At 50.9% G+C, this 23,981-nt stretch carries 28 protein-coding genes; 23 read left to right on the top strand and 5 right to left on the bottom strand.

The window, feature by feature from the left end:
- The 19 genes from rplF (at position 1) to dnaK (ending at position 13,506) form a co-directional block, all read left to right on the top strand.
- Positions 1 to 555 (top strand): 50S ribosomal protein L6, encoded by a 555-nt coding sequence (rplF, locus tag ABD920_RS11700; RefSeq protein ID WP_345159196.1) that lies wholly within the window; start codon positions 1 to 3, stop codon positions 553 to 555.
- A gap of 8 nt (positions 556 to 563) precedes the next feature.
- Positions 564 to 911: a 50S ribosomal protein L18 gene (gene rplR, locus ABD920_RS11695; protein ID WP_345159195.1), complete on the top strand. Its 348-nt coding sequence runs from the start codon at positions 564 to 566 to the stop codon at positions 909 to 911.
- A 5-nt stretch (positions 912 to 916) separates the two neighbouring features.
- On the top strand, positions 917 to 1,435 hold the full coding sequence (rpsE, locus tag ABD920_RS11690) for a 30S ribosomal protein S5 (protein WP_345159194.1): 519 nt from the start codon (positions 917 to 919) through the stop codon (positions 1,433 to 1,435).
- A gap of 5 nt (positions 1,436 to 1,440) precedes the next feature.
- Entirely contained in the window at positions 1,441 to 1,623 is a 183-nt protein-coding gene (rpmD, locus tag ABD920_RS11685) for a 50S ribosomal protein L30 (protein ID WP_345159193.1), read from the top strand.
- Positions 1,623 to 2,069: a 50S ribosomal protein L15 gene (rplO, locus tag ABD920_RS11680; protein WP_345159192.1), complete on the top strand. Its 447-nt coding sequence runs from the start codon at positions 1,623 to 1,625 to the stop codon at positions 2,067 to 2,069. The genes rpmD and rplO overlap by 1 nt, the downstream gene beginning before the upstream one ends.
- A gap of 9 nt (positions 2,070 to 2,078) precedes the next feature.
- Complete coding sequence (secY, locus tag ABD920_RS11675) at positions 2,079 to 3,398, top strand: preprotein translocase subunit SecY (RefSeq protein ID WP_345159191.1); 1,320 nt, start codon at positions 2,079 to 2,081, stop codon at positions 3,396 to 3,398.
- A gap of 3 nt (positions 3,399 to 3,401) precedes the next feature.
- Positions 3,402 to 4,175 carry a type I methionyl aminopeptidase gene (map, locus tag ABD920_RS11670; protein ID WP_345159190.1) on the top strand — a complete coding sequence of 258 codons (774 nt, stop codon included), beginning with the start codon at positions 3,402 to 3,404 and terminating at the stop codon, positions 4,173 to 4,175.
- Entirely contained in the window at positions 4,176 to 4,394 is a 219-nt protein-coding gene (infA, locus tag ABD920_RS11665; RefSeq protein WP_018476861.1) for a translation initiation factor IF-1, read from the top strand.
- A gap of 5 nt (positions 4,395 to 4,399) precedes the next feature.
- On the top strand, positions 4,400 to 4,516 hold the full coding sequence (rpmJ, locus tag ABD920_RS11660; RefSeq protein WP_045688470.1) for a 50S ribosomal protein L36: 117 nt from the start codon (positions 4,400 to 4,402) through the stop codon (positions 4,514 to 4,516).
- A gap of 10 nt (positions 4,517 to 4,526) precedes the next feature.
- The gene (gene rpsM, locus ABD920_RS11655; protein ID WP_345159184.1) at positions 4,527 to 4,904 is read left to right on the top strand and encodes a 30S ribosomal protein S13; all 378 of its coding nucleotides are present in this window, start codon (positions 4,527 to 4,529) and stop codon (positions 4,902 to 4,904) included.
- Between the two features lie 9 nt (positions 4,905 to 4,913).
- Positions 4,914 to 5,306, top strand: coding sequence for a 30S ribosomal protein S11 (rpsK, locus tag ABD920_RS11650; protein WP_345159183.1), 393 nt, complete (start codon positions 4,914 to 4,916; stop codon positions 5,304 to 5,306).
- A 20-nt stretch (positions 5,307 to 5,326) separates the two neighbouring features.
- Positions 5,327 to 5,932 carry a 30S ribosomal protein S4 gene (rpsD, locus tag ABD920_RS11645; RefSeq protein WP_345159181.1) on the top strand — a complete coding sequence of 202 codons (606 nt, stop codon included), beginning with the start codon at positions 5,327 to 5,329 and terminating at the stop codon, positions 5,930 to 5,932.
- Positions 5,933 to 5,966: 34 nt separating this feature from the next.
- Positions 5,967 to 6,956, top strand: coding sequence for a DNA-directed RNA polymerase subunit alpha (locus tag ABD920_RS11640; RefSeq protein WP_345159179.1), 990 nt, complete (start codon positions 5,967 to 5,969; stop codon positions 6,954 to 6,956).
- A gap of 70 nt (positions 6,957 to 7,026) precedes the next feature.
- Entirely contained in the window at positions 7,027 to 7,653 is a 627-nt protein-coding gene (rplQ, locus tag ABD920_RS11635; protein ID WP_345159177.1) for a 50S ribosomal protein L17, read from the top strand.
- Positions 7,654 to 7,728: 75 nt separating this feature from the next.
- A complete protein-coding gene (gene carA, locus ABD920_RS11630) occupies positions 7,729 to 8,841 on the top strand; it encodes a glutamine-hydrolyzing carbamoyl-phosphate synthase small subunit (protein ID WP_345159176.1) in 1,113 nt (370 codons plus the stop codon).
- Between the two features lie 21 nt (positions 8,842 to 8,862).
- Entirely contained in the window at positions 8,863 to 10,140 is a 1,278-nt protein-coding gene (gene eno, locus ABD920_RS11625; RefSeq protein WP_345159175.1) for a phosphopyruvate hydratase, read from the top strand.
- 92 nt (positions 10,141 to 10,232) lie between these two features.
- Positions 10,233 to 10,529 (top strand): FtsB family cell division protein, encoded by a 297-nt coding sequence (locus tag ABD920_RS11620; RefSeq protein WP_345159173.1) that lies wholly within the window; start codon positions 10,233 to 10,235, stop codon positions 10,527 to 10,529.
- Positions 10,530 to 10,875: 346 nt separating this feature from the next.
- The gene (locus tag ABD920_RS11615) at positions 10,876 to 11,373 is read left to right on the top strand and encodes a DinB family protein (protein ID WP_345159172.1); all 498 of its coding nucleotides are present in this window, start codon (positions 10,876 to 10,878) and stop codon (positions 11,371 to 11,373) included.
- Positions 11,374 to 11,640: 267 nt separating this feature from the next.
- On the top strand, positions 11,641 to 13,506 hold the full coding sequence (dnaK, locus tag ABD920_RS11610; protein WP_345159170.1) for a molecular chaperone DnaK: 1,866 nt from the start codon (positions 11,641 to 11,643) through the stop codon (positions 13,504 to 13,506).
- A gap of 182 nt (positions 13,507 to 13,688) precedes the next feature.
- Here dnaK and ABD920_RS11605 read toward each other — a convergent pair whose 3' ends face one another.
- The 5 genes from ABD920_RS11605 to ABD920_RS11585 all read right to left on the bottom strand — a co-directional run bounded on the left by ABD920_RS11605 (position 13,689) and on the right by ABD920_RS11585 (position 18,314).
- The gene (locus ABD920_RS11605) at positions 13,689 to 14,027 is read right to left on the bottom strand and encodes a hypothetical protein (RefSeq protein WP_345159169.1); all 339 of its coding nucleotides are present in this window, start codon (positions 14,025 to 14,027) and stop codon (positions 13,689 to 13,691) included.
- A gap of 5 nt (positions 14,028 to 14,032) precedes the next feature.
- Entirely contained in the window at positions 14,033 to 15,100 is a 1,068-nt protein-coding gene (locus ABD920_RS11600; RefSeq protein ID WP_345159167.1) for an Ldh family oxidoreductase, read from the bottom strand.
- 438 nt (positions 15,101 to 15,538) lie between these two features.
- Positions 15,539 to 16,483, bottom strand: coding sequence for a Ppx/GppA phosphatase family protein (locus tag ABD920_RS11595; RefSeq protein ID WP_345159166.1), 945 nt, complete (start codon positions 16,481 to 16,483; stop codon positions 15,539 to 15,541).
- Between the two features lie 160 nt (positions 16,484 to 16,643).
- The gene (locus ABD920_RS11590) at positions 16,644 to 17,060 is read right to left on the bottom strand and encodes a hypothetical protein (RefSeq protein WP_345159165.1); all 417 of its coding nucleotides are present in this window, start codon (positions 17,058 to 17,060) and stop codon (positions 16,644 to 16,646) included.
- 360 nt (positions 17,061 to 17,420) lie between these two features.
- A complete protein-coding gene (locus ABD920_RS11585) occupies positions 17,421 to 18,314 on the bottom strand; it encodes a class I SAM-dependent methyltransferase (RefSeq protein ID WP_345159163.1) in 894 nt (297 codons plus the stop codon).
- 106 nt (positions 18,315 to 18,420) lie between these two features.
- On the opposite strand from ABD920_RS11585, the gene dapF reads away from it, so the two are divergent.
- The 4 genes from dapF (at position 18,421) to secA (ending at position 23,952) form a co-directional block, all read left to right on the top strand.
- Positions 18,421 to 19,212: a diaminopimelate epimerase gene (dapF, locus tag ABD920_RS11580; RefSeq protein WP_345159162.1), complete on the top strand. Its 792-nt coding sequence runs from the start codon at positions 18,421 to 18,423 to the stop codon at positions 19,210 to 19,212.
- Between the two features lie 60 nt (positions 19,213 to 19,272).
- The gene (locus tag ABD920_RS11575) at positions 19,273 to 19,752 is read left to right on the top strand and encodes a GNAT family N-acetyltransferase (RefSeq protein WP_345159160.1); all 480 of its coding nucleotides are present in this window, start codon (positions 19,273 to 19,275) and stop codon (positions 19,750 to 19,752) included.
- A 36-nt stretch (positions 19,753 to 19,788) separates the two neighbouring features.
- Complete coding sequence (locus ABD920_RS11570; RefSeq protein WP_345159158.1) at positions 19,789 to 20,226, top strand: GNAT family N-acetyltransferase; 438 nt, start codon at positions 19,789 to 19,791, stop codon at positions 20,224 to 20,226.
- 345 nt (positions 20,227 to 20,571) lie between these two features.
- Positions 20,572 to 23,952, top strand: coding sequence for a preprotein translocase subunit SecA (secA, locus tag ABD920_RS11565; RefSeq protein WP_345159156.1), 3,381 nt, complete (start codon positions 20,572 to 20,574; stop codon positions 23,950 to 23,952).
- Positions 23,953 to 23,981: the final 29 nt, after the last annotated feature.

Below are 23,981 nucleotides of genomic sequence, written 5' to 3'. Positions count from 1 at the left end.
ATGTCACGAATAGGAAAATTGCCAATCAGCCTGCCTAACACTATTGAAGTAACTGTTGCCGCTAACAATGTGGTTACCGTGAAAGGGCCGAAAGGATCTCTTTCTACTCCTGTAGATAAGGATATAATTGTGAAGCAGCAGGACAACCAGCTTGTTGTGGAGCGCCCAACAGAGCAGAAGCGCCACAAGGCCATGCACGGTTTATATCGTTCGCTTATCAACAACATGGTGATTGGTGTAAGCGAAGGCTATAAAGAGCAACTGGAATTAGTAGGTGTTGGTTACAAAGCCACCATGCAGGGAGGAATCCTGGAACTGTCGCTTGGTTATTCACATAACATATTCCTGGCTATGCCCTCTGAGGTAACAGCAACTGCTGTCACTGAAAAAGGTAAGTCCCCGGTTATTACGCTGGAGTCTAACGACAAGCAATTGCTGGGCCAGGTAGCTGCAAAAATCAGGTCACTGCGCAAGGTTGAGCCATACAAAGGGAAAGGTATCCGCTTTGTAGGTGAAGTAATCAGAAGAAAAGCTGGTAAGACAGCGTCTAAATAATCATCATCATGTCTACTAAAAAGGGTTTAAGAAGACTACGAATAAAAAGGAGCATCAGGAACAAAATCTCTGGTACTTCTGAAAGGCCAAGATTATCTGTGTTTCGCAGCAACAAAGCGATATACGCACAGCTGATCGATGATACTACTGGTGTGACACTAGCAGCTGCCTCTTCCATAAAGCTTGATGATGCCAAGGCAAATGTAGAAACTGCCGGCAGAGTTGGTAAAGAGATCGCAGAGAAAGCGCTTTCAAAGGGCATTTCTGAAGTAGTGTTCGACCGCTCTGGCTACCTGTATCACGGTAAAGTAAAATCATTGGCAGAAGGCGCGCGTGAAGGCGGCCTTAAATTCTAAAAATTATGTTGAAGAATAATATACGAAGTGTAAAGGCGAGCGAGATTGAGCTGAAAGAGCGCGTTGTAGCCATTAACCGTGTTGCCAAGGTAGTAAAAGGAGGTAGAAGGTTTTCATTTGCCGCCATTGTTGTTGTAGGTGACGGAAACGGCGTGGTAGGTTACGGACTTGGCAAAGCCAACGAGGTAACTGACGCTATTGCGAAAGGCATCGACGATGCAAAGAAGAACCTGGTGAAGGTTCCGATTTACCACAGTACAGTGCCGCACCCGATGGAAGGTAAGTTCTCAGGTGGTTTTGTATTGATCAAGCCAGCTGCTGCCGGTACAGGTGTAATTGCAGGCGGTGCGATGCGTGCAGTACTTGAGAGTGCTGGCATCAAAGATGTACTTTGTAAGTCAAAAGGGTCTTCAAACCCGCACAATGTGGTGAAGGCGACGTTTGACGCTCTTTCTAAAATGCGTGATCCTTTGGCTGTTGCGCAGCAACGCGGGGTTAATTTACAGAAAGTATTCAACGGATAATTGAAATGGCTAAGGTAACAATCACACAGGTCAAAAGTATCATTGGCCGTCCCAAAGATCAGAAGGCGACCATGAAGGCGCTTGGTCTTGGAAAAATAAGCAGATCAGTGTCTGTTGAGAACACTCCTCAGATCACTGGTATGATAAATAAGGTTCATAGTTTAGTAGAAGTTAAAGACTTTCAATAATGTACTTAAATTCTTTACAACCTGCAGAAGGTGCTGTTAAAACCAGAAAGAGAATAGGTAGAGGTACTGGATCTGGTAGAGGTGGTACTTCTACACGGGGTCATAAAGGTGCCAAATCCCGTTCTGGTTATTCACAGAAGTCCGGCTTTGAAGGTGGTCAGATGCCACTTCAGAGACGCGTGCCTAAGTTTGGCTTCAAAAACATTAACCGTGTTGAGTACAAAGCCATCAATTTAGATGTATTACAGTCTTTAGTTGAGTCAAGCAACGAAACTGTGCTGAATTTTGATTTCTTCAAGTCGCATGGTCTGGTTCAGAAAAACGACAAAGTTAAGATATTGGGCAGAGGGGAGTTGAACAAAGCTGTGGAAGTACATGCACATGCCTTCTCTGGATCTGCTTCAGCATCCATAGAAAAAGCTGGCGGTAAAACAGTAGCGCTCTAAAAGATCGGTATGAAGAAGTTTATAACAACTATTAAGAACATTTTTGCTATTGAAGATCTGAGGGTGAGGATCCTAAACACGGTTTTCTTCATAGCTATTTTCAGATTAGGTTCTTTTGTTGTTTTACCTGGTGTTGACCCTAACCAACTGCAGGCTAACACGAGTGGCCTGTTTGGTTTGTTAGACACATTCCTGGGTGGGGCGTTCAGCAATGCCTCCATCTTTGCACTGGGTATAATGCCTTACATATCGGCTTCGATTGTATTGCAACTTCTGACCATTGCTGTTCCTTATTTCCAGAAAATGCAGAAGGAGGGTGAGTCTGGTAGAAAGAAAATCAACCAAATCACCCGAGTTCTTACCATTGTGATTACCCTCGCCCAGGCGGTTGGCTTCGTGGCTACCATTAATGCGGAAGCGATTGTTATCTCTCAAACCCTCTTCACCATCACGTCAATGATCGTGCTCACATCAGGCACAATCTTCTGTATGTGGCTGGGAGAGCGGATCACTGATAAAGGTATCGGTAACGGTATCTCAATGCTGATCATGATAGGGATTATATCACGTTTTCCGAGTGCCATTATTTTTGAAGCTACCTCCAAGCAGCTCAACGGAGCCTTGCTGTTCCTGTTCGAACTGATTGTGCTGTTCTTTGTAGTAATGTCTGTTGTCATGCTGACACAGGCCATCAGAAGGATACCTGTACAATATGCCAAGCAGGTGGGCGGAAGCTCTCTGTATAGCGGTCAGCGCCAGTTTATTCCGCTGAAAGTGAATGCTGCCGGTGTCATGCCCATCATTTTTGCACAGTCGCTGATGTTCCTGCCCTCCATGATCGCATCGATCTGGGCAGACTCTAACGACACGGCCAATTATATCGGCTCTACCTTCTCTGACTTTACTTCATGGCAGTATAATGTAGTGTTCGGTGTGCTGATTTTAGTTTTTACTTATTTCTACACGGCTATCAGCGTTAACCCGAACCAGATCGCCGATGATTTAAAAAGAAGCGGTGGTTTTGTTCCAGGTATAAAACCCGGCCTTGCCACGTCAGAATATATTGATACCATCCTGACAAGAATCACTTTACCTGGTGCTATCTATCTTGCCCTTGTTGCCATCTTTCCTTCAATTGCGATGCTGTTAGGTGTGACTAGGGAGTTTTCCCAGTTCTTCGGCGGTACTTCGCTTATAATCATGGTAGGTGTTGTGCTGGATACCCTCCAGCAAGTGGAAAGTTATCTGCTGATGAGACACTACGATGGCATGATGAAATCAGGTAAGCTGCGAGGCAGAACTGAGAACATAGCGATGGCATCTTCTTAATCAATGATCATATATAAAACGGAAGAAGAAATAGAGCTTATTCGCCAGAGTGCTTTGATTTTAAGCAAAGCACATGGCGAAATTGCTCGTCTAATCAAGGAAGGCGTTTCTACCCTCACGCTTGATAAGCGTGCAGAGGAATTCATCCGGGACAGCGGGGGCAAGCCTTCCTTTAAAAACTACAATGGTTTCCCCTTTAGCCTGTGTATATCAGTAAACGCTACTGTTGTACATGGCTTTCCTAGTAAATACACATTGAACGATGGAGATATAATTTCTGTTGATGCGGGTGTTTATTACCAAGGGTTTCACAGCGACTGTGCCTACACGCATGCAGTCGGCAATGTTTCGGAAGAGGTAAATGACCTCTTGAAAGTGACAAAAGAGTCACTGTACAAAGGTATAGAGAAAGCAACAGTTGGTTCCAGAATGGGCGACGTGAGCTACACGATACAAGAGCATGCGGAGAAGCATGGGTATGGCGTGGTGAGAGAGCTTGTAGGCCACGGCATTGGCCAGAACCTGCATGAATCTCCTGAAGTGCCGAACTATGGACGGCGTGGGCAAGGCGTTAAACTCCAGAATGGCTTAGTGATTGCCATCGAGCCCATGATAAATTTAGGCACGCGGCACATTGTGCAGGAAGATGATGGCTGGACGATCAGGACGAGAGACAATAAGCCCTCGGCCCACTTTGAGCACACAGTGGTTGTGCGAAAAGAAAAGGCTGAGATTATAACAACATTTGATTATATAGAACAAGCAAAAAAATCATAAATGGCAAAACAGTCGTCCATAGAACAAGACGGAACTATCATTGAGGCTTTGTCTAACGCCATGTTTAGAGTTGAGCTTGAAAACGGTCATCAGGTGGTTGCTCATATATCCGGTAAGATGAGGATGAACTACATTAAGATTTTACCAGGTGACAGGGTGAAATTGGAAATGTCGCCTTACGACCTGACAAAAGGCAGAATTGTTTACAGATATAAATAAATACAATGAAAGTCAAAGCATCAGTTAAAAAGAGGAGTGTTGACTGTAAGATCATCCGCCGCAAGGGGAAGCTTTATGTCATCAACAAAAAGAATCCAAGATATAAACAAAGACAAGGATAATTAAATTAGTATGGCTAGAATAGCAGGAGTAGATATTCCGGATAACAAAAGAGGCGAAATCGCATTGACCTATATCTTCGGTATCGGTCGTAACCTTTCGCAGCGTATTCTTAACAAAGCCGGGGTGGATCTTGACAAGAAGGTAAAAGACTGGACTGAAGACGAAGCCGGTGAGATCAGAAGTATTATAGCAGCTGAACACAAAACCGAAGGTGTGCTGAGATCTGAAGTGCAACTGCACATCAAGCGTCTTATGGACATCGGTAGTTACCGAGGGTTAAGACACCGTAAGGGTTTGCCAGTGCGCGGACAGCGTACCAAAAACAACTCACGCACCAGAAAAGGAAAGCGTAAGACTGTTGCAAATAAGAAGAAAGCTGCTAAATAATAATTGATCATGGCTCAGAAAAGAAAAGATAAAGCTAAGAAGCGTGTCGTAGTTGTTGAATCAGTTGGGCAGGTACACATCAAGGCTTCTTTCAATAACATCATTATATCAGTAACCAACAACGTAGGTCAGGTTATATCTTGGGCTTCTGCTGGTAAAATGGGCTTCAAAGGTTCCAAAAAGAACACACCGTACGCAGCGCAGATGGCCGCCGGCGATTGCGCCAAGGTTGCTTATGACCTGGGTATGCGCAAAGCCGAAGTGTTTGTAAAAGGTCCGGGTGCAGGAAGAGAGTCTGCTATCCGCACTGTGCAAAACACAGGTATTGAGGTAACTTCTATCAAGGATGTTACGCCGCTGCCGCACAACGGATGTCGTCCTCCAAAACGCAGAAGAGTTTAATTTTAAAATTAAGTTAAGAAATGGCAAGATATACTGGTCCTAAAAGCAAAATCTCCCGACGATTTAACGAAGAGATTTTCGGCCCAAGCAAAGCACTTAAAAAGAAAGCTTACCCTCCCGGAATGCACGGCCGCGGTCGTCGTAAAAAGCAATCGGAATACGCTGTTCAGTTAGCTGAGAAGCAGAAGGCCAAATACATCTATGGTATTCTGGAGAAGCAATTCGCTAACATCTTTGAGAAAGCTCACAGAAAAGGTGGCATCACCGGAGAGAACCTGTTAGCATTACTGGAGTCGAGGTTAGATAACACTGTTTACCGTTTAGGTATAGCCCCAACCAGGAGAGCCGCTCGCCAGCTTGTACTGCACAAGCACGTTTTAGTGAACGGCGACATCGTGAACATCCCTTCATTCAGCCTGAAGATCGGAGATGTGGTAGCAGTAAGAGAGAAATCCAAGTCTCTCGAGGCCATCACCACCTCCCTTACTGTGCGCAACGCACGTCAGTTTAGCTGGTTAGAGTGGAATGCTTCTGAGATGTCTGGCAAGTACATCGCTACTCCTGAGAGAGATCAGATTCCTGAGAAAATCCAGGAGCAGCTGATCGTCGAGCTTTACTCTAAGTAAGCCTAATCAATTTCTAACCTTTAACACTGCAAGTATGTCAATATTAGCATTTCAAATGCCAGAGAAAGTTGTGATGGAAAAAGCCGACGACTTTCATGGGCTATTTGAATTCAAGCCGCTTGAAAAAGGTTACGGTGTAACCATCGGTAATGCTTTGCGCAGAATTCTTCTTTCTTCATTAGAGGGATATGCCATCACAAGCATCCGCATAGGTGGTGTATTGCATGAGTTCTCGTCTGTTGAAGGAGTGGTTGAGGATGTATCTGATGTGATCCTTAACTTAAAGATGGTTCGCTTTAGAAAAATAAGCGAAGTACTGGACGAAAAAATCACTGTTAACCTCAGTGGTCAGGATACTTTCAAGGCTGGCGATATAAACAAGTTCACTTCGAGCTATGAAGTGCTGAACCCTGAGCTGGTGATATGCCACCTCGACAGCAGCATCAACTTCGAAGTGGAGCTGACGATTCAGAAGGGGCGCGGTTACGTGCCTGCTGAAGAGAACAAGCCGGTGGAGCAGGTATTCGGGCAGATTTCAATCGACGCCATCTATACACCTATCAAGAACGTGAAGTTTAGTGTTGAGAACACTCGTGTGGAGCAAAAGACCGACTACGAGAAACTTGTTCTGGACATACAGACTGACGGCTCTATACATCCGGAGGATGCCCTGAAAGGCGCCGCAAATATCTTGATACAGCACTTCATGCTGTTCTCAGACAATACCATGACTTTTGAAACAGCCAAGCCTGAAGAAGAGGAGGCTGTGGACGAGGAACTGCTCCATATGCGCAAAGTCCTGAAGACTTCTCTACAGGATATGGACTTATCGGTTCGCGCTTACAACTGCCTGAAGGCTGCTGACATCAAAACACTTGGTGACCTGGTGCAGCTGGATATACAGGATATGATGAAGTTCAGGAACTTCGGTAAGAAGTCGCTGACAGAGCTTGAGAACCTGGTACAGGAGAAGGGCTTAACTTTCGGAATGGACCTTTCTAAGTATAAATTAGAAGAAGATTAATTCATCTACGGCATAATTCCCGATCCCTTCGCAGGTTGATCGACGGTATGCACGTGCACAATTCAAAATAATGAGACACGGTAAAAAAGTAAATCACTTAGGAAGAACCGCTTCACACCGCAAGGCAATGCTGTCTAACATGGCATCATCCTTAATCCTGCACAAGCGCGTTTCAACTACAGTAGCGAAGGCCAAAGCACTGCGTAAGTATGTGGAGCCTCTGCTGACAAAATCTAAAAGCGACACAACACACTCCAGAAGAACCTGCTTTGCTTACCTGCAGAACAAGGAGTCAGTAAAGGAGCTTTTTGATGAAGTATCCACTAAAGTAGCAAACAGGCCGGGTGGATATACCCGTATCCTGAAAACTGGTTACAGGCTGGGTGACAACGCAGAAATGTGTGTGATTGAGCTGGTTGACTACAATGAGGATATGCTGGCGAAAGACACTTCTACTTCTACAGGTGCCAAGCGCACGCGCCGCCGTGGTGGTAGCAAGAAGAGTGATGCCGCTGCTGCTGCAACAGATGCTACAGCTGCTCCTAAAGCAAAAGATAAGGCTGCTGCTCCTGCTGCAACTGCCGCTGCCGAACCAGCTACTCCTGCGAAAGAGGAAGCTGCTCCTGAGGCAACTGACGCTGCGGATGCTCCTGCAGAATCTACTGATTCTAAAGATGAGACTAAAGATGCTCAATAAGCATTTTTCGTAAATATTTCTAAGGGACATGACGTAAGTCGTGTCCCTTTTTTATTTTTGTAACAAAACAGTCATATGAAAAAGCAAACTTCAACAGAAGCGATACTTCTTTTAGAAGATGGCACCGTTTATAAGGGCAAGAGCCTGGGGCGTATTGGTACATCCGGTGGCGAACTGTGCTTTAATACCGGGATGACGGGCTATCAGGAAATTTTCACCGACCCTTCTTATTTCGGTCAAATGGTGGTTACTACCGTCTCGCATGTGGGCAACTACGGTGTGCAGCACCAGGAGGTGGAGTCAAACCGCATACAGATCAGCGGCCTGGTGTGCAAAGACTTTTCGCACCACTTCTCCAGGAAAACCGCCGAGGGTTCTTTGCAGGATTATTTCGAGAAAGCAGGGGTGGTGGGTATCTGTGAGATAGACACCCGCGCGCTGGTGCGCCACATCCGGGATAAAGGCGCTATGAACGCAATTGTCTCCTCTGAAACAACGGACATGGAGGAGTTGCGTAAAAAGTTGGCAGAGGTGCCGCACATGGCCGGTCTCGAGCTGGCTTCAAAGGTAAGTACACCGGCCATATATGAGCAGAAGCCAGACGAGGTGAAATACAGAGTTGCGGTGCTTGACCTTGGCGTAAAGCAAAACAGCCTTAAAAACCTGGTGGCGCGTGGCTGCGAAGTAAAAGTGTACCCGTACAACACACCGTTCGAGGAAATGGAGCAATGGAACCCGGATGGCTATTTTATCTCGAATGGCCCCGGCGACCCGGCAGCGACAACCATAGCGGTGAACAGCGTGAAGCAGATGCTGCAGAAAAACCGGCCGCTGTTTGGCATTTGCATGGGCCACCAGATGCTGGCGCAGGCCAACGGGGTCGCCACCTATAAAATGCACAACGGCCACCGCGGGCTGAACCACCCTGTGAAGAACCTGCGAACCGGCCGCTCCGAAATCACCAGCCAGAACCACGGCTTTGTGGTGGACGCTGAGCAACTCCGCAATCACCCGGAAGTGGAGGTTACGCACATCAACCTGAACGATAACACCATCGAAGGCATCCGCATGAAATCGAAGCCAGCCTTCTCGGTGCAGTATCACCCGGAGTCATCCCCAGGGCCGCACGACTCGGAGTACCTGTTCGACGACTTTATCGCGCTTTTAGAACAAAGTAAAATCAAGTAAAACTATAGTTAAAAACAAACCATGAGCTTAATCACAGACATTAAAGCCAGACAAATCTTCGACTCAAGAGGAAATCCTACTGTAGAGGTAGATGTATTTACAGAATACGGTGCGCTCGGTCGCGCCGCTGTGCCATCCGGTGCGTCTACGGGCGTGCACGAGGCGGTGGAGCTGCGCGATAACGACAAGAGCATGTACATGGGCAAAGGCGTGCTGCAGGCCGTGAAGAACGTGAACGAGAAAATTGCCGAAGAGCTGGTGGGCTTCCAGGTATATGATCAGAACCTGCTCGACAAAATAATGATAGAGCTGGATGGCTCCGGGAACAAAGGCAACTTAGGCGCGAACGCCATCCTGGGCGTGTCGCTGGCGATTGCCCGTGCGGCCGCGCAGGAGCTGAACATGCCGCTTTACCGCTACGTGGGTGGGGTAAACGCCAACACGCTGCCGGTGCCGATGATGAACATCCTCAATGGCGGTAGCCACGCGGACAACGCCATCGACTTCCAGGAGTTCATGATCATGCCTGTGGGCGCGGAGTCATTCTCGGAGGCGCTGCGCATGGGCTCTGAGGTGTTCCATCACCTGAAGAACGTACTGAAGAAAAAAGGACTGTCTACAAACGTAGGCGATGAGGGCGGTTTTGCCCCGAACATCGCGTCTAACGTAGAGGCCATCGAAGTGGTGCTGCAGGCAATCGAGACAGCCGGCTACAAGCCAGGCGACGATATGATGATCGCCATGGACGCTGCCAGCTCTGAGTTCTACGATGCCTCTTCCGGCCAATATCACTTCAAGAAATCAACAGGCGATAAGCTGACCTCTTCGGAGATGGTGAGCTACTGGAGCGAGTGGGTAAGCAAGTACCCGATCATATCGCTGGAAGACAGCATGGCCGAGGATGACTGGAAAGGCTGGAAAGAGCTGACCGAGAAAATCGGCAGCAAAGTGCAGCTGGTAGGCGACGACTTGTTCGTGACAAACGTGGATCGTCTGCAGCAGGGCATCGACCAGAACATTGCCAACGCGATCCTCATCAAGGTAAACCAGATCGGTACCCTGACGGAGACCATCGACGCGATAAACCTGGGCCGTCGCCACGGCTATAAGAGTGTGATGAGCCACCGTTCCGGCGAGACAGAGGACAATACCATCGCGGACCTTGCCGTAGCCCTGAACACCGGGCAGATCAAAACCGGTTCTGCTTCCCGCTCCGACCGTATGGCCAAGTACAACCAACTGCTCCGCATAGAGGAGGAGCTGGGCGAGGTGGCATACTTCCCGGGCAGAAAGTTTTAAGAAGCGTAAAGCATAAAATAATTATGGCTAAGGCTGTGGGTTATCTGACTCACAGCCTTATTTTTGTATAGAGACCCTTACCCCTTACCGCTATGTACAAACGCATTCCTAAAATCTTCCGAAATTTCTACTTCATCACCTCTTTCCTGTTTTTAGTCTGGATGCTGTTTTTCGATTCAAACGATTTTATCACGCAGTACCAGATGAACAAAACCCTGATGAACCTGGAGGAGGAGAAGGAGCATTACCTGACGAAAATGGAGGAAGTGCAGAAAGACCGGAAAGAACTCATGAGCGACCCGAAGCTGCTGGAGAAATTCGCCCGCGAAAAATACCTGATGAAGCGCCCCAACGAAGACGTGTTCATTATTGTGCCGCAGGAAGAGTAGCAAATGTACCTGTACTCTTGACTACAACTACAATCAAAACTGTCCATACGCAGCAGAAATCAATATTAGAAAGGTTGGTAGAAAGATAAGGCATCGGACGCTCGGAAAGTTGGAGATTGTCATCATGGCTGGCGTGCCGAATACCTTTTTATGCGTAGTTGGGAGTTATCAGAGGTGCAGAAACGCCGCTAACAAGGCTGTCGCTTAGCCAGTCATCATTTCCCTCTACTTATTTCGTTTACCGCCATTGGTATATGTGGAAATTCAAAGAATATTTTGCTATATATGTTAGTTGTATACTAAAATAATTAGTAATATTGCTTTGTAAACCAAACAAAGTAAACCTATGAAAATCATTGACCTGCTCCTGAAGGAATTAGAGCAAGAAGCTACTACAACGCGCAAGATGTTGGCTGTTGTACCAGACGATAAATATGACTGGAAGCCGCATCCTAAAAGTATGACTGTGAAAGAACTGTCATTGCACATTGCGGATTTGCCTACTTGGATAACGCTGGCCACTACAACCGATTACCTCGACTTTGCGGCAGACCCGTATAACCCGGGTGATGTAAGCAACACAGCGGAGTTGCAATCGCTTTTCGAGAAAAACCTTGCTAAAGCAAAAGCTGATCTGGAGCAGGCTACCGAAGCTAAACTGGAAGAAGCCTGGAGCCTGCGCAATGGCGAAGAGGTATATATGACTTTAACAAAGTATGAAACTATTCGCCACGCCCTTGCCCAGACTATCCATCACCGGGCGCAGCTGGGGGTGTTTTTGCGGCTGCTTAACATCCCGATTCCCGGCAGTTACGGACCAAGCGCCGACGAAATGGGCTTATAGATAAACAGAAGAACCGGAGCTAACTTAAAAGCTCCGGTTCTTTTTTCTGGCTATAGCAAGGCTTGCCGACAATTCTTTTCGCAGACTGTGGTGCCTGTCCCGCCCCTATCCTGTGGGACGTATCGCTTGAGCTATCCTTTCCTATTTCTGGATGTAGGGCAGTACCTCGGCGGGATGTGAACCTCCGGTTAAGCTGCTCAAAATTTCGTAACTTTGTGCCCATGTGCCACCGCTATACCGTGGTGGCCTCACGTAATAAAAGATACTATGGCAAAAGTTGCAATAAACCTTTCTACTGGCGCGCTTCAGCAGGCCGAAGTGATAGTAGGCATAGATTTAGGAACGACCAACAGCTTGGTGGCCTATATCCATCCTGAAGACAAGAGACCCATCGCCATCAACGACCAGGGCCGCGGGACCATCGTGCCGTCAGTGGTGCATTTCACGCCAAATGGCGAAACGATTGTGGGCACCGAGGCGAAAGAATACCTCATCACCGATCCGGCCAACACCATCTACTCCGTAAAGCGCCTGCTGGGTAAATCCTATAAAGACCTGGGCGATCACAAAGACTATTTCGGTTACAAGATCATAGACGACGACAGCGAGGGGCTGGTGAAAGTACGCGTGCAGGACAGGTTTTATTCCCCCATCGAGCTGTCGGCGGACATACTGAAGGAACTGCGCGAGCGGGCGGAGCATTCCCTGAAAACACCCGTGAACCGGGCCGTGATCACGGTGCCCGCCTACTTCAACGACTCGCAGCGGCAGGCCACCCGCGATGCCGGCAAGCTGGCCGGGCTGGAGGTGCTGCGCATCGTGAACGAGCCCACCGCGGCCGCGCTGGCCTATGGCATCGGCATCGACCCGAACGAGGAGAAAACAGTGGCGGTATATGACTTGGGCGGCGGCACGTACGATATCTCAATCCTGAGCATCCACCAGGGCATCTTCGAGGTGCTGTCTACGAATGGCGACACGTACCTCGGCGGCGACGATTTTGACCGGGCTATCATCAACCACTGGATTCAGGAGAATGAGCTGATCGCCGATACGGTGAACCAGGATAAGAACCTGTCGCAGGAGCTGCGCCTGAAGGCGGAAGAGGCTAAAATAGCGCTGAGTGCGCAGGAGGTATATACCAGCAGCATCAACGGCACCATTGAGTGCCATATAGAGCGCCACACGTTCGAGACCCTGATTGCCCCGATTGTGGCAAGAACGATCCAGAGCTGCCGCCAGGCAATGCGCGACGCAAAGCTGACGCCGGAGCAGATAGACGCCGTGATCATGGTGGGCGGCTCTACGCGGGTGCCGATGGTATACGAGGCCGTGTCAGAGTTTTTCGGGAAGCGGGCGAACAACTCGCTGAACCCGGACGAGGTGGTAGCGCTGGGCGCCGCCATCCAGGCCGACATTCTGGCCGGGAACAGGAAGGATATCCTGTTGCTGGACGTCACGCCGCTCACGCTGGGCATCGAGACCATGGGCGGCCTCATGGACCCGATCATCCCCCGGAACTCTAAAATACCCACCAAAGCAGGTCGCCAGTACACCACCTCGGTAGACGGGCAGGTGAACATGAAGATATCTGTGTACCAGGGCGAGCGGGACCTGGTGAAAGAGAACCGAAAGCTGGCAGAGTTCGACCTGAAGGGCATACCGGCCATGCCGGCAGGTTTCCCGAAGGTGGATGTGAACTTTATCCTGAACGCAGACGGTATCCTGAAGGTGGAGGCCATAGAGCTCCGCTCCGGCACGCGCCAGGAAGTGGAGGTGAAGCCGCAGTATGGCCTGACCGATGCGCAGGTGGAGCAGATGCTGATGGACTCTATCACGCACGCCAAAGACGACGTGACGGCGCGGATGCAGATTGAAGCACGCAGCACCGCCGAGCAGATGCTGTACCAGGTAGAGCGCTTCGTGGAGAAGAATGGGGAACACCTGACGGAGGAGGAGATCACGCTGACGCACAAGAACCTGCAGCACCTGCGGGATGTGCTGGCCGCAGGCGGCGACAAGGACGCCATCTACGGTGCCGTGGATGTGCTGGAGGCGCAGACAAGTCCTTTTGCCGAGCGCGTGATGCAGATTTCTATTAAGAAAGCTATGTCCGGTAAGAAGATAGAATAAGATTGCCATTTTTATATATGGCTTTATATATGAAAAGCGCCGGCAGGTAAACTGCCGGCGCTTTTGCTTTTACTGCAGGTGCGGAACTTATCGTGTCCAACCAGCCTTGCCCCTCCTTGGACAAGGAGGGGCAAGGCTGGTTGGATTGATATGCGAAACCTATTCGATACTGGTATTACGTCTCAATTCAACACGCCCAGTACGAACTGCAGCAGGTTGTAGTTGAAGTAGAGCAGCGTGACGGCTACAATCACCCCTACCATCACGTTGGCGTAAGGCGCGTCTTTTTCCTGCACCTCCCGCACACCCCAGTAGGTGTACGCCACCAGCGCCAGCAGGGCATATAGCAGCAGCAGCACCGGTATTGCCAGCAACACCTCGACCGATGCAAATCTCCAAAAATAGTTCAGACCCAGCCACAGCACGTTCAGGAACCAGGATACCACCATCATCAGGATGCTTCTGTTGGCCGAGCCTACGCCTATCCCCCTAAAAAACCTGGCCGTAGCGGTGTCTGCCATATATGCTAAAATTGTATGCTGAACCGCTTGGCAAGTTGCTCCAGGTCGCGCTCCACGGGTGGCAGCAGCGGGATGCCCTTCTTCAGGCGCTTCTCCGTCATCTCCCGCTCCGGGTCTCCTGGAATCAGAACGGCTTTCTCGCCTTTTTTCACTTTCGCATTTCGGAAGGCTGTGATCCAGTTGTCCATATGCTCCTTAAACTCATCAGCCGGCCGGAACGCATCGATGCGCATGGCTCCTAGGAAATGGCCGATACCCTCACCCGGCAAGTTGTCTGCGACTGGCAGGAAACTGACAAACGGCGGCACCCACGGGCCATAATTAGCGCCGGACAGCACAGCCGAAAAAATATCGACAATAGCGGCAAGCGCGTAGCCTTTGTGGCTGCCGTGCGTTCTGTCGCTGCCCAGCGGAAGCAAAGCGCCGCCATCCTTCAGTTCGTTGGCGTTGGTCGAGCGTTCCCCCTCTTTTGTCTGTATCCAGCCCACAGGTGCCTTTTTCTCTTTCCGCTGCAGAATCTCCAGCTTGCCGTTGGCGGCAGAGGCGGTCGCGAAGTCGGCTACGAAAGGCGGCTGCCTTTGAGTTGGCACGGCTACTGCTATAGGGTTGGTGCCCAGCATGCGGTCTGTGGAGAAAGTGGGGGCCACCAGCGGCGAGGCATTGGTCATGGCGATGCCAATCATATCCGACGACAGGGCCTCCATGGCATGGTAGCCGGCAATGCCAAAGTGGTTCGAGTTTTTCACCGACACCCAGCCCGTGCCTACCTTGGCTGCCTTCTCAATGGCAATGTCCATGGCCTTGGGAGCGATCACCAGTCCCAGCCCGGCGTCCCCGTCAACGGTGGCGGTGCTGGGGGTTTCGTGCACAATGCGCATGTTCGGCTTCGGGTTGATGCGGCCGGCCTCCCACAGGCGCACATAGCCGCTCAGGCGGGCCACGCCATGTGAATCCACGCCCCGTAAATCGGCCTCTAAGAGTACTTCGGCAGCCAGTTTGGCATCGTTGGGCGGGCAGCCCATCTGCAGGAAAACCTCTTGGGTGAAGTTGAAGAGTTGTTTGTAGGAATGCATAAATATAATTCTCCGGTAGAGCCGGCAAATTAACAAAATATCAAACCAAAGCCCGATTTATATATCCCCTTGTGAGCGAGGCAGTGTATGAGTGGGGGAAATTCTGATAATGTATCATGCCTGAATTGAAAAGGACTCCCTCCTTGGACATCATCTTGTAGGGGGAAAACAGGCAGCCATTCAAACTGAAGCAGCGGCTATAGATCAAGATTATATATCGCCAGTTTTAGCGAAGCGGTCAAGGTGGTGGTCTATGGTAGCCATTTTGTAAAGGCCTTCCTGTAAAATGCGTTTGCCTTTACAAACTGGCCTCCTATATAGCCACATTTGCGCGGTCGCTATACTTGCGGCATGCAATATATATCTTTCCCTACAAGAGGGGTTTAGGCAAGGAGGGGCAGGGGTGGATGTATATAGAGCGGAAGAAAATAAGGATCATTACAACCCCTCCTCCTGCAGCACCTTTTGCAGCACGCCTTCCTTCAGCGCGTACGCCGACACCCGGATTTCCTGCAGGTGATACTGCTCCAGCACAAAGTCCACGGCGATGCTGGCCAGCACGATCATATCCACGCGCATCTCCAGCATGCCCGGTATGGCAAGCCGTTCTTCATGGTTCTTGCGCAGCAGGTCCTGGTGGATCTGGTAGAAATCATATATGGCTACAGCTGAAGCGGCTGGCTGTTTTTGCTGGCGGCTGGTGTCGCCTTTGCGGAGGGCATCGATGTCGCAGAGCGTGTCGAAAGTGCCGGAGGAGCCAACCAAAACGGACGGTTTATATATGGCCACGGCTTCGGTAAGCGGCTGCAGCTTGTCCTGCAGGAAGGCTTTCTCTGCTGCTATGTTTTCCGGGGAAATGGGGTCCTGCTGAAAGAACTTATCCATCAGGCGCTGCGCCCCGATTTCAAAGCTGCGCTTCCAGAAGATCTCCTGTTTGTTACAGAGGATAAACTCGACGCTGCCGCCGCCAATGTCCATCACCAGCGCCGTCTTTTCGTCCAGCACGCCCGCAGCCCGCACACCGTAATATATAAACTCGGCTTCCCGGTCGCCGTCGATCACCTCTACCCGGATGTCGGTTTGCTTGTAGATGTCTTTGATGAAGTCGTCGCCATTGGCCGCGTTACGCACCATGCTGGTGGCCATGGCCCGCACCGTATCCACTTCGTGCTCATCGATCTGCTTCCTGAAATCCCGGAGTGTCCTGAGCGCCCGCTCATATGCCGCGGGTGCGATGGAGCCGTTGCTGATGCCGCCCTGCCCTAGCCGCACGGGTGCGGTAGTTCTGATAAGTTCCTGCTGCTTTCCGCTTTCATCCACTTCCGTGATGAGCAGGTGAAACGTGTTGGTGCCCATGTCGATGAGTGCAAAGCGTTTGGTCATAAGGGGAGGATATATGGGATATATAAAGTAGCGTACGGGGTTTAGTTATGTTGTCAGACGGAGGTTTATTTACAAGTTACTAACTACTATTAGTCACGGCTAATATATACTCCAGCCATGGCTTCAGTTAGATAGCGCATAAAACTTTTCATTTCGATATTCATTTGTTGCTGTACCAGTTCAAAAATTTATTAATCATATCATCTGCAAATTGATTGACCGCTTTAATATTAGAGATAAATTCTTCAGTAAGTTCAAAATCAATAGAGTTATTAAAATGTAATCTGTTCCGAGTTTTATTTATTTGAGATATAAACTCCAACTTACTACTATCAATTTCATAGTGGTTTAAGTAATTAAACGATTTAGTCAATTCACTATAGCCTAAGGTTGTTTCTCTAATAGCTTGATGTTGTATTACTTTAAATTCTTCTTCTATTTGAAATGGTTGGATTTTGTCGATTTCATCAAGCCTAATTGGCCGCCTGAACTGTTCTTTGGCTAATCTAGTAAAAGCAGGAATGCCACCATTCAATTTATGAACGCATATCCCCTTCATCATGAGTTCTGCTTTCATATAATTCTCGAAAAAAATAAGAATTTTGATGGAGTCAATTAGGTATTCAAAAAAGAATTCAGATATGACAGGTGAGTCAGAATGAATTCTACCGTACCCAAGACCGTAGTGAATGTCTTCAAGTATGTTAATTTCCTTTATGACTTTAGCTCTCTTAAGTGTTTCTGCTCCAAATAGAACTAATGAGCAAGCTGTTTTATGTATCTCTATGGCCGAAGAGTATATCCAAAGATTCATTTGAGTTTGTTAAATGTGGTAAATAACTATTATACATATTTACTATGCCTATAAATCATATGTAGATGAATAAACGATATCAAGCTACTGTACATTCTACATATGGATAGCTATATAAATAGTCTACCTCCCCACCGAACTAAACCTGAAAAACGTCCCCAACGGCAGCTTTCGGTTGCCGCTGTCGTGGAGATATAACTCCCCCAGTTCCTCGTGCTGCACCTGCTCCCCGAAGGTGTCGCGCATCAGGTTGTCCAGGATCATGGCGGAGAAGCCGATGGAGTAGAGGTTGATGAGCAGGAAATAATCGGTCTTGTCCAGCAGCTCGCGGCACAGTTTGATCATCTCGTTCAGTTCGTTCTCCAGTTGCCACTTTTCGCCGTTCGGGCCGCGGCCGTAGGAGGGTGGGTCCAGGATGATGCCGTTGTAGGTGTTGCCGCGCTTCACCTCGCGGCGCGCGAACTTCATGGCGTCTTCCACCACCCAGCGCACGTTGTCGAGGTTGCTGGCCTCCATGTTGTCGCGGGCCCAGAAGTTGACCTGCTTCACCGAGTCGAGGTGCGTGATGTCAGCCCCGGCGGCTTTGGCGGCCAGCGAGGCGGCCCCGGTATAGGCAAACATGTTAAGTACCTTGGGCTGCGGAGTCTTCAGTTTGCGGGTGGTGTCATATATAAACCGCCAGTTGCTGTCCTGTTCCGGGAACAGGCCCACGTGCTTGAAAGAGGACAGTCCCAGCCGGAAACGCAGCTTCAGGTCGTTGTATATATAGCCGATGTGCCACTGCTCGGGCATTCCTTTCTTCAGCTGCCACTGGCCTTTTTCGGTGCTGTTCTTGTCGCGGGTAAACACCGCCTGCGCCATCCGCTGCCACTCCTGCTCCGGCAGGTGCTTGTCCCAAATGGCCTGAGGCTCAGGGCGCGCCACATAATATGGACCGAAACGCTCCAGTTTCTCGAAATTTCCGGAATCTATTAATTCATAGTCGGCCCAGTTTTCTGTTGTAAGAAAGGAATACATATCTTTGTGGTTTATTTCTGACTGTGTGTCGGTTGGCGGCAAAAGTACGACTATCCGCTGAGCCTAAAAAATTGCACGCAGTCGCTGATTTTTTTGTTACACCTATATGGCAATAACCTTTTATAAGTACCAGGGCACGGGCAATGACTTCGTGATGGTCGATAATCGTAAACACAATTTCCCCACAGACGACGAGGCGCTGGTGAAGCAACTCTGCGACCGGCGCACCGGCGTGGGCGCCGACGGGCTCATCCTGCTGCAGGACCACCCCGACTACGACTTCGAGATGGTGTATTATAACGCCGACGGCCGGGTAGGGTCTATGTGCGGCAACGGCGCGCGTTGCGCCGTGCGCTTTGCGCGGCAACTGGGCGTGATCGAGGACGTGGCCTGTTTCCTGGCCGCCGACGGCGAGCACCAGGCCAGCGTGGAGCGCGACCTCATCCAACTGAAGATGCACGACGTGAAATCAGTGGAGCAGATCGGGCAGGACTATTACCTGAACACCGGCTCGCCGCATTATGTGCGCTTCGTGGAGAATGTGCAGGAGCTGGACGTATATAAAGAGGGCCGCGCCATCCGCTACAACGACCGCTTCGCTGCCGTGGGCACGAACGTCAACTTTGTGGAGCGAATCTCAGAAGATGAGATTTTTGTGCGCACCTACGAGCGGGGCGTGGAAGACGAAACGCTCTCCTGTGGCACGGGCGTAACCGCCGCTGCGCTGGTGGCCGGTCTGCAAGGCTTCAAAAGCCCGGTGAAAGTGAAGACGCTGGGCGGTGAACTGGAGGTGGCCTTTGAGCAAACCGGCGACGGGTTTAAATATATTTTCCTGATCGGGCCTGCCAAGCAGGTTTTCTCCGGCTCCGTCCCTTTGCCGCAAATACAACAGATATAAAGCAACCCTAAACTCCAGGCCTGCGTGTTTCTAAGTTCCGAAAATACCTATCTGAGAGCTTTGGAGCCAACGGACCTGGAATTCCTGTATGGCCTCGAAAACGACACCGCCGTCTGGCACGTCGGCAACACCCTCACGCCCTACTCGCGGGCGGTGCTGAAAACCTACCTCGAAAACGCCACCCTCGATATATACACGGTAAAGCAGCTGCGCCTGGTGATATGCAACCCGGCGCACGAAGCTGTCGGGGCCATCGACCTCTTCGACTTCGACCCGCTGCACCAGCGGGCAGGTGTGGGCGTGGTGGTGATGGCCCCGCACCGGGGCAACGGGCATGCCGGCGAGGCGCTCCAACTGCTGCTTAATTACTGCCAGAACACGCTGCAACTGCACCAGGTCTACTGCACCGTTACGGCCACTAACCTCGCCAGCATCAACCTTTTCCAGAAAGCGGAGTTTGAAAAAGTCGGTATCCGGAGAGATTGGCTGCACACCCCCGACGGCTGGCAGGATGTGGTGGAGTTTCAGCGGGTGTTTTAGGCGATTACACGCCTTCATTTTGGTAACTAAGCCGCAATGATTTTCAGAAAAGCTATAGAAGCAGATATAGACGGGATGTTCCGGGTGCGGATGGCCGTGCGCGAAAACAGGTTGTCAGACCCGGCGAAGGTGACCCACGCCATATGCCGCGAGATGCTGCAGGAGAAAGGCGCTGGCTGGGTTTGCGAGGCCGAAGGGGAAGTGGTAGGCTTCGCCATCGTGGACCTGACACAGGCGAATATATGGGCGCTGTTTGTGGACCCGCTATTCGAGAAGAGAGGGATTGGCAGAAAGCTGCATGACCTGATGGTGGCCTGGAGCTTTGCTGCCGGGCAAGACGGGCTGTGGCTGTCAACAGGCCCCGGTACCCGTGCCGAAGCGTTTTACAGAAAAGCAGGCTGGGCAGCGACGGGGGTAGAAGAGAACGGCGAGATCAGGTTTGAGCTGAGAAGGAATGCTGTTAAAGGGCATTAAAAGCCTCCAAACGAAAAGTCTGCACGGGGATGATTCTATAGAATCTGGCTCTATATGGATCGGGGTGAGTAGCCAAGCCGATTCTCTGCATGATCAGCGAAAAACAATTCGCGGCCAAGTCCGAACTTCTGCCACTATGCCACATGTTAAAGGTAGTGGCACAGCCTTTTACACGGCAGGAGAAGGAATAGAGAAATCGCAAGCCCTTGTCGGTAAATTTGGCAGGTGCGCCATAGGACTGTTATTCTGGTACTGTTTTAGCGCAGTACATCAAATATGTCGGAAAAACAGCTTATTTTTGACGATATTGCGAACAGAGGATTTTTATAAAAGAGATACATACAGATGTTTGATTTTTTCGGTAAAACCGTTGCGAAACTATTCGGAACCAAATCCGACAGAGATATTAAAGAGGTTGTACCCTACGTATCCAAAATAAATGAAGAATATGTGAAGCTGAGCAGCCTCTCCGATGACGAGCTTCGCCAGAAAACGGCGGAAATCAAAGGCATCATAGATGAGCGGCTGAAGCCCACTGACGATAAAATCGCTGCCTTGCACAAGCGCGTCGCTGAAGAGACAAACCTGAACATCGTACAGAAAGAGAGTATTTTCTCCGAGATAGACGAACTGGAGAAGGAGCGGAACAAGGAGTTGGAAGGCGTGCTGATGGAGGTGCTGCCGACGGGTTTTGCCGTTGTGAAGGAAACTGCCCGCCGCTGGAAGGAAAACGGGCAAATGGTGGTGACCGCCACCGACGAGGACCGTGCGCTGGCCGCCCGCAAGCCAAACGTGCAGATTGAAGGCGACAAGGCCATCTGGTTGAACAGGTGGATGGCTGCCGGGAGCGAGATCACCTGGGACATGCTGCACTACGATGTGCAGCTGATCGGTGGGGTGGTGCTGCACCAGGGCAAGATTGCCGAGATGGCGACAGGTGAAGGTAAAACACTGGTGGCAACCCTTCCTGCTTATTTAAATGCCCTTGCCAAGCGCGGGGTGCACGTGGTGACCGTGAACGACTACCTGGCCAAGCGTGACTCGGAGTGGATGGCGCCGCTGTTCGAGTTCCATGGCCTGTCTATCGATTGCATCGACAAGCACCAGCCCAATTCCGAATCCCGCCGCAAGGCCTACCGCGCCGACATCACCTACGGCACCAACAACGAGTTCGGCTTCGATTACCTGCGCGACAACATGAGCCGGGAGCCGCAGGACCTGGTGCAGCGCAAGCACCATTACGCGATGGTCGATGAGGTAGACTCCGTGTTGATTGACGATGCCCGTACGCCGCTGATCATCTCCGGCCCCGTGCCACGCGGCGACGAACACGAATTCTATCAGCTGAAGCCACGCATTGCGATGCTGGTGGAGGCGCAGCGCAAAGTTGTGTCCGGTTTCCTGACGGAGGCGAAGCGCCTGATCAAGGAAGGCAATACCCAGGACGGCGGATTGTCGCTGTTCCGCGCCTACCGTGGTTTGCCTAAGAGCAAGCCGCTGATCAAGTTCCTGAGCGAGACCGGTAACCGCGCCATCATGCAGAAAACCGAGAACCACTTCCTGCAGGATAATTCCCGCATGATGCCGGAAGCCGATGAGCCGCTTTACTTCACCATCGACGAGAAGCACAACCAGATTGAGCTGACGGAGAAAGGCATTGACCTGATCACGGGCCAGGGCGAAGACCCGAACTTCTACATCATGCCGGATATCGGCATGGAGATCGCCAACATCGAGAACGATAAATCGCGCTCGCATGAAGAGCAGCTCCATGCCAAAGAGCAACTGATCGCCGACTTCCAGGAGAAATCAAAGCGCATCCACACCATTAACCAGTTGCTGAAGGCCTATACCCTGTTCGAGAAAGACACGGAGTATATCGTGACGCCAGACCACAAAGTAAAGATTGTGGATGAGCAGACAGGCCGTGTGATGGAGGGCCGCCGCTATTCAGATGGCCTGCACCAGGCCATCGAGGCGAAGGAGAACGTGAAGGTGGAGGATGCCACCCAGACATACGCCACCGTTACACTGCAGAACTACTTCCGCATGTACCACAAGCTGTCTGGCATGACGGGTACGGCCGAGACAGAGGCCGGCGAGTTCTGGGATATATATAAGCTGGACGTGGTGGTGATTCCTACCAACAAGCCCATCCAGCGAAAAGACGAGCACGACAAGGTATATAAAACCGTCCGTGAGAAATACAACGCCGTAGCCGACGAAATCGTGGAGCTGACCGAGATAGGCCGCCCGGTGCTGGTGGGTACCACGTCGGTGGAAATTTCGGAGCTGCTGAGCCGCATGCTCACGCTGCGCAAGATCAGGCACCAGGTACTGAACGCCAAAATGCACCAGAAAGAGGCGGAGATCGTGGCCGAGGCCGGAAAGCCCGGCACCGTAACCATTGCCACCAACATGGCCGGCCGTGGTACCGATATCAAGCTTGCCCCTGAATCGAAAGCCGCCGGTGGCCTGGCCATTGTGGGTACAGAGCGCCACGAGTCGCGCCGCGTAGACCGCCAGTTGCGTGGTCGTGCCGGCCGCCAGGGAGACCCGGGCTCTTCGCAGTTCTTCGTTTCTCTGGAGGATAACCTGATGCGCCTGTTCGGCTCTGACCGCATCGCCCGCCTCATGGACCGCATGGGGCTGGAGGAAGGCGAGGTGATCCAGCACTCCATGATCACCAACTCCATTGAGCGTGCGCAGAAGAAAGTGGAGGAAAACAACTTCGGGCAGCGCAAGCGCCTGCTGGAGTACGATGACGTGATGAACGCACAGCGCGAGGTGGTGTACAAGCGCCGCCGCAACGCCCTGTACGGAGAGCGCCTCGAACTTGATATCTGGAACATGATCTACGATATCAGCGAGGACGTGGTGGTGAGCTACAAGAACATCAACGATTACGAGAACTTCCAGCTGCATGTGCTGCGCGTGTTCGGTATCGAGGCGTCTATCACAGAAGAGGAGTTCAGGAGCGTGCAGGCCAACCAGCTGGCCGAGCGCCTGTACAACCAGGCCCTGAACCATTATATAGAGAAGAACAAGCAGATCGGACAGCAGGCGTATCCGATCATCTCCGACATTCACCAGAACCGCGGGCCGATGATCGAGAACGTGGCCGTGCCATTTACCGATGGCAAGCGCCAGTTGGCCGCCGTGGCGAACCTTACGAAAGCGTATGAGTCGCATGGGGCGGAGCTGATCCGCGCGATGGAGAAAATCATCACGCTGGGCACCATCGATCAGGCCTGGACGGAGCACCTGCGTGAGATGGACAACCTGAAGCAGAGCGTGCAGAATGCGGTGTATGAGCAGAAAGATCCGCTGTTGATCTATAAGTTTGAGTCGTTTGAGCTGTTTAAACGTATGATAGGCAAGGTGAACGAGCAGACGATCCAGTTCCTGTTCCATGCCTATATACCGGTTCAGGCCCCGTCGCCGCAGATGCAGCAGCCCATAAAGCCGCCGATGGCCCCGAAACCGCCGGTACTGAAAGAGCAGAAGCAGGAAGTGCACTCATCGCTGGAAGACCAGGCGGGGCATACCACGGCGCAAACGCCGGAGCCGGAAAGAATCATGCCGGCTCACTCGCACAAGGTGGCCGGCCGCAACGACCGCGTGAACGTGCAGTACATGGACGGGCGCGTGCTGAAGGACGTGAAGTTCAAAACAGTGGAAGACGACCTGATCCACAACCGCTGCGTGCTGCTCGAGGAGAAATAGCGCTAGCTTAGTCGGCATATATAGTGCTG

This window comes from Pontibacter saemangeumensis (assembly GCF_039541895.1).
Taxonomy (GTDB): domain Bacteria; phylum Bacteroidota; class Bacteroidia; order Cytophagales; family Hymenobacteraceae; genus Pontibacter; species Pontibacter saemangeumensis.
Note: the sequence above shows the minus strand (reverse complement) of the source record. Positions and strands in the feature narration are given on the sequence as shown.

Bases quoted from the DNA above. Each gene is read 5' to 3' on its own strand.
- dapF (WP_345159162.1), top strand. From the start codon at position 18,421: ATGGCAATAACCTTTTATAAGTACCAGGGCACGGGCAATGACTTCGTG.
- ABD920_RS11590 (WP_345159165.1), bottom strand. From the start codon at position 17,060: ATGAAAGCAGAACTCATGATGAAGGGGATATGCGTTCATAAATTGAAT.
- rplF (WP_345159196.1), top strand. From the start codon at position 1: ATGTCACGAATAGGAAAATTGCCAATCAGCCTGCCTAACACTATTGAA.
- rpsE (WP_345159194.1), top strand. From the start codon at position 917: ATGTTGAAGAATAATATACGAAGTGTAAAGGCGAGCGAGATTGAGCTG.
- dnaK (WP_345159170.1), top strand. From the start codon at position 11,641: ATGGCAAAAGTTGCAATAAACCTTTCTACTGGCGCGCTTCAGCAGGCC.
- infA (WP_018476861.1), top strand. From the start codon at position 4,176: ATGGCAAAACAGTCGTCCATAGAACAAGACGGAACTATCATTGAGGCT.
- carA (WP_345159176.1), top strand. From the start codon at position 7,729: ATGAAAAAGCAAACTTCAACAGAAGCGATACTTCTTTTAGAAGATGGC.
- ABD920_RS11595 (WP_345159166.1), bottom strand. From the start codon at position 16,483: ATGACCAAACGCTTTGCACTCATCGACATGGGCACCAACACGTTTCAC.
- ABD920_RS11615 (WP_345159172.1), top strand. From the start codon at position 10,876: ATGAAAATCATTGACCTGCTCCTGAAGGAATTAGAGCAAGAAGCTACT.
- ABD920_RS11600 (WP_345159167.1), bottom strand. From the start codon at position 15,100: ATGCATTCCTACAAACAACTCTTCAACTTCACCCAAGAGGTTTTCCTG.
- map (WP_345159190.1), top strand. From the start codon at position 3,402: ATGATCATATATAAAACGGAAGAAGAAATAGAGCTTATTCGCCAGAGT.
- ABD920_RS11620 (WP_345159173.1), top strand. From the start codon at position 10,233: ATGTACAAACGCATTCCTAAAATCTTCCGAAATTTCTACTTCATCACC.
- rplQ (WP_345159177.1), top strand. From the start codon at position 7,027: ATGAGACACGGTAAAAAAGTAAATCACTTAGGAAGAACCGCTTCACAC.
- rpsM (WP_345159184.1), top strand. From the start codon at position 4,527: ATGGCTAGAATAGCAGGAGTAGATATTCCGGATAACAAAAGAGGCGAA.
- rplR (WP_345159195.1), top strand. From the start codon at position 564: ATGTCTACTAAAAAGGGTTTAAGAAGACTACGAATAAAAAGGAGCATC.
- rpmD (WP_345159193.1), top strand. From the start codon at position 1,441: ATGGCTAAGGTAACAATCACACAGGTCAAAAGTATCATTGGCCGTCCC.
- ABD920_RS11570 (WP_345159158.1), top strand. From the start codon at position 19,789: ATGATTTTCAGAAAAGCTATAGAAGCAGATATAGACGGGATGTTCCGG.
- secY (WP_345159191.1), top strand. From the start codon at position 2,079: ATGAAGAAGTTTATAACAACTATTAAGAACATTTTTGCTATTGAAGAT.
- ABD920_RS11640 (WP_345159179.1), top strand. From the start codon at position 5,967: ATGTCAATATTAGCATTTCAAATGCCAGAGAAAGTTGTGATGGAAAAA.
- secA (WP_345159156.1), top strand. From the start codon at position 20,572: ATGTTTGATTTTTTCGGTAAAACCGTTGCGAAACTATTCGGAACCAAA.
- rplO (WP_345159192.1), top strand. From the start codon at position 1,623: ATGTACTTAAATTCTTTACAACCTGCAGAAGGTGCTGTTAAAACCAGA.
- ABD920_RS11605 (WP_345159169.1), bottom strand. From the start codon at position 14,027: ATGGCAGACACCGCTACGGCCAGGTTTTTTAGGGGGATAGGCGTAGGC.
- eno (WP_345159175.1), top strand. From the start codon at position 8,863: ATGAGCTTAATCACAGACATTAAAGCCAGACAAATCTTCGACTCAAGA.
- ABD920_RS11585 (WP_345159163.1), bottom strand. From the start codon at position 18,314: ATGTATTCCTTTCTTACAACAGAAAACTGGGCCGACTATGAATTAATA.
- rpsD (WP_345159181.1), top strand. From the start codon at position 5,327: ATGGCAAGATATACTGGTCCTAAAAGCAAAATCTCCCGACGATTTAAC.
- rpmJ (WP_045688470.1), top strand. From the start codon at position 4,400: ATGAAAGTCAAAGCATCAGTTAAAAAGAGGAGTGTTGACTGTAAGATC.
- rpsK (WP_345159183.1), top strand. From the start codon at position 4,914: ATGGCTCAGAAAAGAAAAGATAAAGCTAAGAAGCGTGTCGTAGTTGTT.